We start from the raw sequence: 12,854 nt of genomic DNA on the forward strand, positions 1-12,854 counted from the left end.
AACCACAAGCCACGGCCCGCCGGAAGGGCTACTGGGCAGCGGTGCTCAACGATGGATCGGCGTCGAGGATCAGTGCCTCCGCCTCGGCAATCGGCACGGGCCGCCCCAGAAAATACCCCTGGGCCTCGGTGCATCCGATTTCCGCGAGCATGTCGAGAAGTTCCCTGGTCTCGACGCCCTCGGCGGTCGTCGCCATGTTCAGATTTTTCGCCAGGTCGATGACGGCTTTCACGATCGAGACAGAATCCTCGGAATAGGCCATCGAGCGGACGAAGGACTGGTCGATCTTGATCTTGTCGAACGGGAAACGCCGCAGATAGCTGAGCGAGGAATATCCCGTACCGAAATCATCCATGGAAACCTTCACACCGAGGGTCTTTGCCTGGTGCAGCGCATCCAGAACCTCATCGGAATCGGTCAAAAGCACGGTTTCCGTTACTTCCAGTTCCAGTCTGTCCGGCCTCAGGTCGAATTTCGTAAGAGCGTTGACCAGAACCGGACCAAACGCATGTCCGCGCAACTGCCTGGGAGACAGGTTGACCGCGATGCGAAGGTGGTCCGGCCAGTCGGCGGCCAGCCTGCAGGCTTCATTCAACACCCATTCACCCACCTGCAGGATGACGCCGGTGTCCTCGGCGATCGGGATGAAATCCGCCGGTGAAACCAGCCCGCGCCTGGGATGGTTCCAGCGAAGCAGGGCTTCGAATCCAGAGATCTGATAGTCGGCGAGCGTATACTGAGGCTGGAAATAGAGCTCGAGTTCACCGTTTCCGACCGCGGTGCGCAGGTCGGTGATCAATTCGCGGCGTTCCTTGACCGCCGCGCCCATATCGGCCTGGAAATATCTGCGGGTGTTCCGGCCGTCTTCCTTGGCCCGGTAGAGCGCAAGATCCGCCTGCTTGAAGAGTTCGTCACCAGCACTGCCGTCCCCTGTGGAAACGGTAATGCCGATGCTGACACCGATGACGATTTCATGATCCGCGATCTGGAACGGCTGGGACAGTTCCCAGATCGCCGCCTCGGCAATCTCCTCAATGCTATCGGGGCGGACATGCAGCCGGGTCAGGATGGCGAATTCGTCCCCTCCCAGGCGGACCACGAGATCCTCCTCCCCGCCAAGCAGCCTGAGCCGGTCGGCGACGTGCCGCAACAGCTCGTCCCCGATCGGATGGCCGAGGGAGTCGTTGACGGTCTTGAACTCGTCCAGATCGAGACAAAGAATGGCAAATTCACCGCCCTCGGCCTTCTGCAACTGGAGCAGCCTGTCCATGTGATCACGAAACTCGACGCGGTTCGGCAGCCCCGTGAGCGTGTCGTGGCGCGCCAGAAACGCGAGCCGGTCGCGGGCTTCCTGACGTTCCGTGATGTCTTCGGAGATGGCCACCCAGCCGCCGTCGGCCAGGGGCTGGCGCGTGGTCAGCACAATCCGCCCCGACCGGGTTCTCTCCATCTTGGTGCTTTGCGCCCACGATCCGGGCTGTTGCGGCCCCTGCCGCGCCTCGTGCGGCAACAAGGCCTCGGAACCGAGCGCTTCGGTTTTCTGGAGATCGGAAAGCTGCGCCTCGTTCATGCCCGGTTTCAACGCGCCGCGCTCGAGTTCGAACAGTTCGGCGACCCGCAGATTGGAGACGATCAGCCTGCCGTCCCTGTCGAACATGCACAGACCATGCGACATGTTGTTGAGAGCCGCGTCAAACAGGATGTTCTGCTCGCGCAACTGCGCTTCCTGGGTCCGCAGAATGGTATTCTTTTCATGGACGCGCGCGCGCAGGGCGTCACGTTCCTTGACCGAATGCTGCAGCGACACCACCGAACGGGCGATGTCACCGACCTCGTCGTGCCGATCAGTGCCGACGACATGGTTCTCAAAATCGCCGGCGGCAATGCCGGAGAGGACGCGTGTGATGTTTGTCAGGGGCCGCGTGATCTGCCTGGACAGGAGAAAGGCCACTGCGGCGAAGGCGACGAGCGCCAGCATGCCGAACAGGAGCAGCCACCTGAGCATCTTGCGCTCCTCCTCGATGCCGATCCGGGTCAGTTCGGCCTGGGTCGCGGTCAGATCCTCGATGGGAACCATGGCGCATACGGTCATCGGAAACAGGGGAACACCGCACTCGACTACCCGGATGCCGTTGTAGGCGATGTTGGGCCTTGTCGGCGACAACTCGAGATCCGATATCAGGCCCTCGAAATTCGCACGCGAGATCACCTTATTGTCAAAAACGATGGCCAGCTCGAAGGAATTGATTTCGGCAAGGTCGGCCAGCAGGGGCTCCGTCTCCCGCAGCCAGCGTTGCGCCAGCAGTCCGCCGATGACGTAGCCGAATTCATCGAACACCGGCACGAAGATCACCTGCGACAGGGCATTGTCATTGCCGGAAGGCACAAAAATTCCGGTCTCCGAACGCGGCAGCACATCCGAAAACGTCTGCCTGTGCCCCGGGTAACTTTCCATCAGGGCGGCCGTGATGTCGCCGGAAAAACCGAACCGCTGGACCCTGTCATTAAGCGTGACCAGGTCAATCGAATTGGAAGAGGCACCGATCACGCGGCCCTTTTCGTCCAGAACGACCAGTCCGTCCACGTCGGCCAGTTGTGCGCCCGCGCCCAAAAGTTCCGACATGGCCACCACGTTGCGCGATTCGACCGCGGCGACGACATCCTGCCGCTCGGACAAGGTGCTGACGCGTCGCAGCCTGTCCTGAAACAGAAACTCCAGACGCGTTCCGGCAAGTTTCACATCAGCCGAAAGTGTCTCCAGCACGCGGGCGTGAGACAGTTTCAGCAGCTCCGTTTCCTGGCGCGCCATACTCCCTTCCAGCTGAAAGGCCACAAGCCCGATAAGGCCCGCGAAAGCACAGATGGCCGTAAACACGGCCCCGTAAGTATAGTGCCAGAGAAGGGAGGAATGACGTATCATGCTGATCTTACCCGCTAGTTCCTTACGGGAACGCCTCCGAAGTTGCGGATCGATGCACGCGCCTCACTTGAGCGGCTGTATGTGATAAAGGCCTCCATGTCGCTGTCCAGCGTGCCGTCCTTGTAGATCAGCGCGAGCGTCACGGCACTCGGATAAGCGTCATCTGTCGGATGACTGCCATCGATTTCCAGGACCGTCAGGCCGTCCTCGAGCGGACGCGAATAGGGCCCGAAGGCGATGGCGCCCTCGACGTCCCGCGCGCTGGCAATGGCATCCTGAGTCGTGTGCGCTGTTTTCGAACGGGGCGAAAACTCGAGATCCTGCCAACCGGGCATGGTTGCCTTCAAGACCTGAAGGGTGCTGTCGGTGTCTTCGCGGCGGACCAGGCGCACGCGCAAGTCGGCCCCTCCAAGAGTTGACCAGTTGGTGATCTCCCCCGAATAGAGCCTGACTAGATCAGCGCTGGTCAAGGCCTTGATCCCCGTGGAAGGGTGGGTGAACACCGCGCTCGGGATCTTGGCGAAGGGCAGGTAGACCAGTCCGTATTCGACCTCGTTTGCCGACAACGGCCGGGCGACCCGGCCCAGGCGTTCCGCTCCCGTGCCGACGGCAGCAATGCCACCGCCAGAGCCGATGCTCGGTGGAATTTCCAGGTTGATGTCCGGATGGGCGGCCGAAAAGCCCTTGCCGAGTTCCTGAAGCATCTCAAGCCCATCGCCGGTCCCGACCACGGTGAGGCCTGATTGCGCCTGTCCGGATTGCGGGAGAAGGAAAAGTGGGCAGAGCAGCACTGCCAAGCGGAAAGCAAAACCACGCATAATTACCACCATTGTACGGGTGTGTGGTATCCAGAATGGCATATTCAAGTTAATTAAACGCTAAATCATTGTGACAAATTACCATTAATATGTATTATTGTTCTAGTTTCGAAATAAAAATGAACAAATTCCGACCACAATTTGAACTATTTATCCGGCAATATTTACCTACCAGGTCTTTTTTGCCGACAAACAAACCCGATCACGCACAACCTACATTACTACCACAGCGATATATCAAGAATACGCCACATCTATACATATTCACCTGGACTATACGTCCCTCCGGCATTCGGACCGGCCGGCAGCCGATACCTGACCCAAAGGAAGATCCGCTCCTGCCCGGGAGCGCACTCAGGCCCCGGAAACGCGGGTCGCGCTGCTGCGGATAACAAGTTCAACATCCAAAATGACGGGATCCCGCCGGCAGGCGGCGCCTTCTTCGCCGACGTCAATGCAGTTGAGCAACAGCGACGCGGCCCTGGCGCCCAGCGCCCGCCTGTCCTGCCTGACCGTCGTCAGAGCCGGCACATAAAACTCGGACAGGTCAATATCGTCAAACCCGATCACCGACATGTCCTCGGGCACCCGCACACCGTTTGCCGTCAAGGTCGAGATCAGGCCGAAGGCCACCTGGTCGGAGGCGCAGAAGACGGCTGTCGGCCGGTCCGTCATCTCCAGGATCCGATGGGCCGCCAATCTGCCGGACGCCAGTGAAAAGTCTCCACGGATGATCCATTCCTCGCGCGCGGGCAGACCGAGCCGCGCCCTTTCCTCGAGCATGCCCGTTCGTCTTGCGTGGGTGAGCACATTGTCCTCGGGACCGGTGACATGGGCGATCTTCCGGTGCCCGAGATCATGGAGGTGCTGAACGGCGAGCCGGGCACCGCGGACGTTGTCGCTGCGCACGGAGGGCAGATCGAGTCCGTGGACCCACTCACAGGCAAACACAACTCTCCCGGACACGCCGTTGTCCCTGAACAGCTGGATCTCGCTGTGTGACAGTCCGCCGTCCAGACAGATCATGCCGTCGATCTGCGAGTCCAGGAAATAGTCCACCAGGGGCTTTTCCAAAGTCGCGCGGTCCCCGGTGTCCGCGATCAGAACGGATGTGTCCCTGTCACCGAGCGTTTCGCTGATGCCGGCCAGGATCTGGGAGAAAAACGGGTTGCCGAGATTGGGCACCATGACGAGAACCGCGCCGGCCCGGCGGGTCCGCAAATTGCGCGCAGCCCTGTTGACACGGTATCCGGTCGTCCGGATGGCCGCGAACACCTGTTCCCGTGTCGCTTCGGAAAGCAGTTCCGGATTGCTGAGCGCCCGGCTGACCGTTGCCGTGGAAACGCCCGCCTCCCTGGCGACATCCTGAATACGCGTGTTCTTGTGGTTCAAGACCCTCTCCGGAGCTTTGTTCGTCTTCTTCTTCGGGTCGAGATCGCCTGGCGAGACCTTTGACCTTACATTCCGGGTTGACACAAGCGCGTTTCCCGAGAATGATAAATGTAATCGATTACATAAAAAGATACAATTGAATGCGATCGATGCATAAATGCGGTGGAGGCCGCATAGTGAGGACAATCGGACGGATCCGTTCGACGGGAGGACATGATGAAAGCACTACGCGCAGTCTTCGCAGCAACCACCGCTCTGTGCGCGGCCAGCGCCGCCAATGCAACCGATCTGGAAGTCACCCACTGGTGGACATCCGGCGGTGAAGCCGCCGCCGTTGCCGAATTCGCAAAAGCCTTTAACGCAACCGGGAACAACTGGGTCGACGGCGCGATCGCCGGATCCGGCGGCACCGCCCGGCCGATCATCATCAGCCGGATCACCGGTGGCGACCCGATGGGCGCGACCCAGTTCAATCACGGCCGTCAGGCGGAAGAGCTGGTCGAAGCCGGCCTGATGCTCGATCTCACGGACATCGCCGAGGAAGGCAAGTGGCGCGACATCGTCCGCCCGACCAGCCTGCTCGACAGTTGCACGGTCGACGGACGGATCTATTGCGTGCCGGTCAACATTCATTCCCAGCAATGGCTCTGGCTCAACAATTCCGTCTTCGAGAACGCCGGCGTAGCGGTTCCGACCAACTGGGACGAATTCACCGCCGCCTCCGGCAAGCTGCAGGAAAGCGGCATTGTTCCGCTGGCAATGGGGCAGCAGCCGTGGCAGACCACCCTGGCCTTCCAGGTCATCCTGACGGCCCTTGCGGGTCCCGAAGCCTATACCAAGATCTTCGGTGACCAGGATGCCGAACTTGCCGCGGGACCGGAAACCGCAAAAGTGTTCGAGGCGGCCGCCGCTGCGCGCGAAATGGCCAAGGGCTCGAATGTCCAGAACTGGAACGACGCCACCACCATGGTCATCACCGGCAAGGCCGGCGGCCAGATCATGGGCGACTGGGCCCAGGGTGAATTCCAGGTGGCCGACCAGGTGGCCGGGGAAGACTATACCTGCCTGCCGGGTCTCGGCGTGAACGAGGTCATCATGACGGGCGGCGACGCGTTCTACTTCCCGAAAGTGGACGACCCGGAGACCACCAAGGCCCAGCTCGAGCTGGCAAAGGTCATGATGTCTCCGGAAACTCAGGTTGCCTTCAACCTGAAAAAGGGCTCGCTGCCGGTGCGCGGCGATGTGGATCTTGCCGCCGCCAATGATTGCATGCGCAAGGGTCTCGACATCCTTGCAAAGGGCAACATCATCCAGTCGCCGGACCAGCTCATGTCCGCCGACAGCCTGACCCAGGTGAACGACCTGTTCGTGGAGTTCTTCAACAACCCGGACATGTCGGCGGAAGACGCCCAGGCGCTGTTCGTCTCCATCGTCGGCAACGCCGACTGAGGCATCCCGGACACGGTCACCCGGCTTTCACGCGATCTGCGCGGAAGCCGGGTGGTCCGGGTCCGCACCTTCGCTCCGCACCCGGGCACCGGGAGTGCCCTTTCGGCATCCTCCGGTGCCGCCCTTCGGCCCTGAGCATGTTCGGCGTGCGCCAGGGCCGGAACAAATCCTTCCGGACACCGTATCGACAGGGAAGTGTGAAGCATGGCCGCAGCAACGGGCCCCGCACGATGGCACCGTAACATCAGCGCCAAGATCGCGGCGATCCCGATGATCGCCACGGCGCTGGTGGTGTTCATAGGAGGAACCGTCTGGACGGTCGTCTATTCCTTCACCAATTCCAAGCTTCTGCCCAGGGAGAAATTCGTCGGCCTGGCGCAATACGAGCGGCTTTGGAGCAGCAACAAGTGGCTGATCTCCATCGAGAACCTGGCCATCTACGGGTCTCTCTCGCTGATTTTTTCGCTGCTGATCGGATTTGTGCTGGCGGCGCTTCTTGATCAGAAAATCCGTTTCGAAGACACGTTCCGCACCATTCTGCTCTATCCGTTCGCGCTCAGTTTCATCGTCACCGGACTTGCCTGGCAGTGGATTCTCAACCCGGATTTCGGCATCCAGCAGGTGGTGCGCAATCTCGGTTGGGAGAGTTTCAGCTTCGATCCACTCTATGATCCGGACATTGTCATCTACGGCATCCTGATCGCCGGTCTCTGGCAGGGAACGGGGCTCATCATGTGCCTGATGCTGGCCGGCCTTCGCGGCATCGACGAGGACATCTGGAAGGCCTCCAAGATCGACGGCATACCGACGTGGAAGACCTATATCTTCATTGTCATGCCGATGATGCGCGGCATCTTCGTCACCGCGATCGTGCTGATCGCCTCGGGAATCATCAAGGTCTACGACCTCGTCGTCGCACAGACAGGCGGCGGACCGGGCATCGCCTCCGAGGTTCCCGCGAAATATGTCTATGACGCCATGTTCCTGTCCCAGAACCTCGGTCAGGGCTTTGCCGCCTCGACCATGATGCTGCTGACGGTCGTCATCATTGTTGTGCCATGGGCCTATCTCGAATTCGGGGGCAAACGGAAATGACCAAGGCGCCACACCTCCTCAAGGGATCTCTCAAATACGCCGGCGAACCGGCAGAAGCCGGTCCGGACCGCGCCCTGCGGCCCGGCAGCCCGGCGACCGAAACCCGGATGATGGACGGACCGGCCGGCCGGAAGCCGCGCAAGGTGCTGTCGCGGCGCAACATCATGATCTACGGCACGCTGATCGTCGTCAGCCTGTACTACCTGCTGCCGCTCTACGTGATGATCGTCACCTCGCTGAAAGGCATGCCAGAAATCCGGCTCGGCAACATCTTCGCACCGCCGGTGGACGTCACGTTCCAGCCCTGGGTGAAGGCCTGGGCGGAGGCCTGCACGGGGCTCAATTGCGACGGTCTCTCGCGGGGATTCTTCAACTCGGTGAAAATCCTGGTTCCCTCGGTGATCCTGTCGATCGCGATTGCCTCGGTGAACGGCTACGCCCTCGCCAACTGGCGTTTCAAGGGATCGGAAACGTTCTTCGCCATCCTGATCGTCGGCGCTTTCATCCCCTATCAGGTGATGATCTACCCGATCGTGATCCTGCTGCGCGAAATGGGTCTCTACGGCAGCCTGAGCGGTCTGGTCCTGGTGCACACCATCTTCGGCATGCCGATCCTCACCCTGCTGTTCCGCAACTATTTCGCTTCCGTGCCGCAGGAACTGTTCAAGGCGGCCCGGGTGGACGGAGCCGGATTCTGGTCGATCTATTTCCGCATCATGGTGCCCATGAGCCTGCCGATATTCGTTGTCGCCATGATCCTGCAGGTCACCGGCATCTGGAACGACTTCCTGTTCGGGGTCATCTACACCAAGCCGGACCTTTATCCGATGACCGTGCAGCTCAACAACATCGTCAACTCCACGCAAGGGGTGAAGGAGTACAACGTCAATATGGCCGCGACGGTTCTGACCGGTCTTGTTCCCCTCACCATCTACTTCATCTCAGGAAAACTCTTCGTCCGCGGCATCGCCGCAGGGGCAGTGAAAGGCTGAAGAAGGATCCCATGGAAGCAAGCATTGCCATCAACAACCTTTCCCTGAGCTTCGGAAGCCTCGAGGTCCTGAAGGATCTCAACCTGGATGTCGGACAGGGCGAATTCCTCGTGCTGCTCGGCTCTTCCGGCTGCGGCAAGTCGACCCTGCTCAACTGCATTGCCGGGCTGCTCGACGTGACCGGCGGGCAGATCTTCATCGGCGGGCGCAATGTCACCTGGGAGGAGCCGTCCAAACGCGGCATCGGGATGGTGTTCCAGAGCTACGCGCTGTATCCGCAGATGACCGTCGCGGGCAACCTGAGTTTCGGCCTGAAAAACGCCGGCCTGCCCAAACAGGAAATCAGGGAGCGGGTCGACCGGGCCGCCAAGGTCTTGCAGATCGAGCCGCTTTTGAACCGCAAGCCGGCGGCCCTGTCCGGAGGGCAGCGCCAGCGTGCCGCCATCGGCCGGGCCCTGGTGCGCGATGCCGACGTGTTCCTGTTCGACGAACCGCTTTCCAACCTGGACGCCAAACTGAGAGCGGATCTCAGGGTCGAGATCAAGCAGTTGCACCAGAAGCTGCACAACACCATGATCTACGTGACCCACGACCAGATCGAAGCCATGACCCTTGCCGACCGGATTGCCATCATGCGCGGCGGCCGGATCCTGCAACTGGCATCGCCGAAGGAAATCTACAACCGGCCGGCCAGCAAATATGTCGCCGAATTCATCGGCTCGCCCACCATGAATTTCTTCGCCGGCGAGATCGGCGAAGCCGGTGGAGGCCTGTGTTTCATGGCCAGCGACAACATCTTTCCGCTTGATGACTATGCCTTTCTGGACAGGCCGCCGGTCGCGGGGGCGGCATGGTTCGGGATCCGGCCGGAGCACATGGTCTGCGGCACGGACGCGGAAAATGTTCCGGTCCGGCTCCAGGGCCGCGTCGAGCTCGTGGAACCTCTCGGCTCCGACACGCTCGCGCGCATTTCCGCTTCCGGGCAGGTTCTCTGGATCCGGATGGATGGCCAGGCCAACGTGACGGCGGGCGACACCCTCCAGTTCGGCTTCGACCCGGCCCGCGGCAATATCTTCGACAAGGCAACCGAAGACCGGGTCTGATCCGGTCTGCCCCTCACTTTCAGGACACTGATCATGGATATCTCTTTCCAGCTCTATTCCGCGCGCGAATTCACACCGTGGGACGCCGTGCTCGAACGGCTTTCCGGCCTCGGCTACACCCAGGTGGAAGGCTTCGGCGGCACCTATGACGACCCGGCCGCCTTTCGCGCCCTGCTCGACGCCAACGGCCTGAGCATGCCTTCGGGCCATTTCTTTCCGATGGACCAGTTCGAGGACGATATCGGCAAGGTCATCAACACGGCCAGGACCCTCGGCATGAGCCGCCTTTTCGTTCCTGCCGTGCCGCCGGAACAGCGCGTGCCCGACGCGGCCCTTTGGCAGTCGATCGGCGTGCGCCTGGAAGCCATCGGCGCCAGACTTCGCGACGCCGGCTTGCGGTTCGGCTGGCACAATCACGACTTCGAATTCGCCGCATGCGCGGACGGCCGCCTGCCGATGGACATCCTGCTCGACGCGGCGCCCACGATCGAATGGGAGGCGGATATCGCCTGGATCGTGCGTGGCGGCCAGGACCCGCTGCAATGGATCGAGCGCTACGCCAGCCGCATCACCACCGCCCACGTGAAAGACATCGCGCCCGAGGGCGCGTGCCTCGACGAGGACGGATGGGCCGATGTCGGCCAGGGCACCATGGACTGGAAGACCCTCATGGACGCCCTGCGCGCAGCCGGCACCGACCTCTTCGTCATGGAGCACGACAAACCGTCCGACTACGAACGGTTCGCCCGCCGCTCCATCGACGCCTACCGCACCTATTGAGGATTTTTCATGAGCAAGTCACTCGGCATCGGCATCCTGGGATGCGGTAACATTTCGGCCGCCTACATGCGTCTCGCACCGCTCTTCAAGGGCATCGAAGTGCGCGCCTGCGCCGACATCAACGAGGCCGCGGCCAAGGCCCGCGCGGAAGAATTCAACCTGCGCGCTGAAACCATCGACGGACTTCTGGGGGCCGGCGACATCGACATCGTCGTCAACCTGACGGTGCCGGCAGCCCATTTCGAGGTCTCGAAAAGGGTCCTGGAAGCGGGCAAGCACGTCTATTCGGAAAAGCCCTTCGTGCTCAGTGTCGCCGAGGGTCAGGCACTGGCCGCGATCGCACAGACCAGGGGGCTTCGGGTCGGGTCCGCGCCCGACACCTTCATGGGCGGCGCGCACCAGCTCGCCCGGCACCTGATCGATGCGGGAGCGGTCGGCCAGGTCACCTCCGGAACCTGTTTCGTGCAGAGCCCGGGCATGGAAATGTGGCACCCGAACCCGGACTTCTTCTTCCAGGCAGGCGGCGGACCGATCCTCGATCTCGGACCCTATTACATTTCCAATCTGGTGCAGCTGCTCGGGCCGGTGAAACGGGTCTGTGCCATGAGTTCCTCCGGTTCCGAATACCGCACGATCACCTCCGAGCCGCGTTTCGGCGAAAAGATCAAGGTGGAAACACCGACCACGATCCACGCGGTGATGCAGTTCCATTCCGGTGCCCAGATCACCTATTGCGCGAGCTGGGATGTCTGGCAGCACGGCCATTCCAACATGGAGCTCTATGGGCGGGAGGGCACGCTGCACGTGCCGGATCCCAATTTCTTCGGCGGCGAGGTGCGCAGGACCGACAAGGCAAGCTTCGTCAGCCAGTCAGAAGCCTGGGATCATCCGTTCTCCAAGGCAAACGACCGCGGTCACGCCAATTACCGGACCGCCGGTCTCGCCGACATGGCGCAGGCGATCCTGGAAAACAGGCCGCACCGTTGCGCTTTGGAATTTGCTCTGCATGCTGTCGATGTGATGACGTCGATTCTCGCCTCCGGGGAGAGCGGCGCGTTCATCGATATCAAGACGACCTGCGAACGGCCCGCCGCCCTGGACCCACAGGCGGCCAGAGGTCTTCTAACCTGATTTGGAGTTCTCATGACCTGGACGGCAGCGGACACGCGCTACGACACGATGGAATACCGCCGGTGCGGAAAATCGGGGCTGAGGCTGCCCGTGATTTCGCTCGGTCTGTGGCACAACTTCGGCGACGACACGCCGCATGACCGCAAGCGCGAAATCGCACGGACCGCGTTCGATCTCGGTATTACCCACTTCGATCTCGCCAACAACTACGGCCCCCGGCCGGGTGCTGCGGAGCAGGCCTTCGGTGAGCTGATGCGCACCGATTTCGCGCCCTACCGGGACGAGATGATCATTTCCTCCAAGGCCGGCTACCTGATGTGGCCGGGTCCCTACGGCGAATGGGGCAGCCGCAAATACCTGATCGCGTCCTGCGACCAGTCCCTCAAGCGGATGGGGCTCGACTATGTGGACATTTTCTATTCGCACCGCTACGACCCGAACACGCCGCTGGAAGAGACCATGATGGCCCTCGACCACATCGTGCGCTCCGGACGGGCTCTCTATGCCGGCATCTCGTCGTATAACGCGAAACGCACGAGGGAAGCCGTTGCGATCCTGAAGGAGCTGGGCACACCCTGCCTGATCCACCAGCCGAGCTATTCCATGATCAACCGCTGGGTCGAGGAAGACGGCCTGCTCGACACGCTGGACGATCTCGGTGTCGGGTCGATCGCCTTCTCGCCTCTTGCCCAGGGCATGCTGACCAGCAAGTACCTGAAAGGTGTTCCGGAAGGCAGCCGCGCCACCCAGGGCAAATCCCTCAAGGAACAGTTCCTGAGCGACGACAACCTGGCCACGATCCGCGCCCTCAACGCGATTGCGGAGAAACGCGGCCAGACGCTCGCCCAGATGGCCATCGCCTGGGTGCTGCGAAAGGGCCGTGTCACGACCGCGCTGATCGGAGCCAGCCGCGCCGAGCAGGTTCGGGACTGTGTCGGCACGGTCGCGAACCTGGAGTTCACGGACGCGGAACTCGCAGAAATCGACGCTACCACCCACGAGGCCGACATCAACCTGTGGGCCGCCTCCGCCGAGCGGAAAGGCCCGGCGCGCTAGGCCGCATGTCAAGTCCGGCGGGGGGGGGGGCCGGGGCCGCGGGGGGCCCCCCCGGGCCCCCCCACCCCCCCGCCCCCCCCCGCCAGGGCGGGGGGGGGGGAAAGGCCGGGCCAGGAAA

10 protein-coding genes are annotated in these 12,854 nt (G+C 61.7%); 7 read left to right on the forward strand and 3 right to left on the reverse strand.

All coding sequences use genetic code 11. The annotated features are described in order from the left end of the window. Positions 1-28 precede the first annotated feature (28 nt). The 3 genes from WNZ15_RS04970 to WNZ15_RS04980 all read right to left on the reverse strand — a co-directional run bounded on the left by WNZ15_RS04970 (position 29) and on the right by WNZ15_RS04980 (position 5,130). On the reverse strand, positions 29-2,809 hold the full coding sequence (locus tag WNZ15_RS04970) for an EAL domain-containing protein (RefSeq protein ID WP_342891822.1): 2,781 nt from the start codon (positions 2,807-2,809) through the stop codon (positions 29-31). A 125-nt stretch (positions 2,810-2,934) separates the two neighbouring features. After that, positions 2,935-3,738, reverse strand: coding sequence for a substrate-binding domain-containing protein (locus WNZ15_RS04975; protein ID WP_342891823.1), 804 nt, complete (start codon positions 3,736-3,738; stop codon positions 2,935-2,937). A 354-nt stretch (positions 3,739-4,092) separates the two neighbouring features. Further along, positions 4,093-5,130 carry a LacI family DNA-binding transcriptional regulator gene (locus tag WNZ15_RS04980; RefSeq protein WP_342891824.1) on the reverse strand — a complete coding sequence of 346 codons (1,038 nt, stop codon included), beginning with the start codon at positions 5,128-5,130 and terminating at the stop codon, positions 4,093-4,095. Between the two features lie 213 nt (positions 5,131-5,343). Here WNZ15_RS04980 and WNZ15_RS04985 point away from each other — a divergent pair, with 213 nt between their 5' ends. The 7 genes from WNZ15_RS04985 (at position 5,344) to mgrA (ending at position 12,736) form a co-directional block, all read left to right on the forward strand. Beyond that, the gene (locus WNZ15_RS04985) at positions 5,344-6,579 is read left to right on the forward strand and encodes an ABC transporter substrate-binding protein (RefSeq protein ID WP_342891825.1); all 1,236 of its coding nucleotides are present in this window, start codon (positions 5,344-5,346) and stop codon (positions 6,577-6,579) included. A gap of 204 nt (positions 6,580-6,783) precedes the next feature. Then, the gene (locus WNZ15_RS04990; RefSeq protein ID WP_342891826.1) at positions 6,784-7,674 is read left to right on the forward strand and encodes a sugar ABC transporter permease; all 891 of its coding nucleotides are present in this window, start codon (positions 6,784-6,786) and stop codon (positions 7,672-7,674) included. Between the two features lie 110 nt (positions 7,675-7,784). Beyond that, entirely contained in the window at positions 7,785-8,666 is an 882-nt protein-coding gene (locus WNZ15_RS04995) for a carbohydrate ABC transporter permease (protein WP_342891861.1), read from the forward strand. A gap of 11 nt (positions 8,667-8,677) precedes the next feature. Further along, positions 8,678-9,769 (forward strand): ABC transporter ATP-binding protein, encoded by a 1,092-nt coding sequence (locus WNZ15_RS05000; RefSeq protein ID WP_342891827.1) that lies wholly within the window; start codon positions 8,678-8,680, stop codon positions 9,767-9,769. Between the two features lie 33 nt (positions 9,770-9,802). Next, a complete protein-coding gene (locus WNZ15_RS05005; RefSeq protein ID WP_342891828.1) occupies positions 9,803-10,549 on the forward strand; it encodes a sugar phosphate isomerase/epimerase in 747 nt (248 codons plus the stop codon). A gap of 9 nt (positions 10,550-10,558) precedes the next feature. After that, complete coding sequence (locus WNZ15_RS05010; protein WP_342891829.1) at positions 10,559-11,680, forward strand: Gfo/Idh/MocA family oxidoreductase; 1,122 nt, start codon at positions 10,559-10,561, stop codon at positions 11,678-11,680. Positions 11,681-11,692: 12 nt separating this feature from the next. After that, positions 11,693-12,736 (forward strand): L-glyceraldehyde 3-phosphate reductase, encoded by a 1,044-nt coding sequence (gene mgrA, locus WNZ15_RS05015; RefSeq protein ID WP_342891830.1) that lies wholly within the window; start codon positions 11,693-11,695, stop codon positions 12,734-12,736. Positions 12,737-12,854: the final 118 nt, after the last annotated feature.

It is taken from the genome of Roseibium sp. AS2, assembly GCF_038900065.1.
In the GTDB taxonomy this organism is placed as follows: domain Bacteria; phylum Pseudomonadota; class Alphaproteobacteria; order Rhizobiales; family Stappiaceae; genus Roseibium.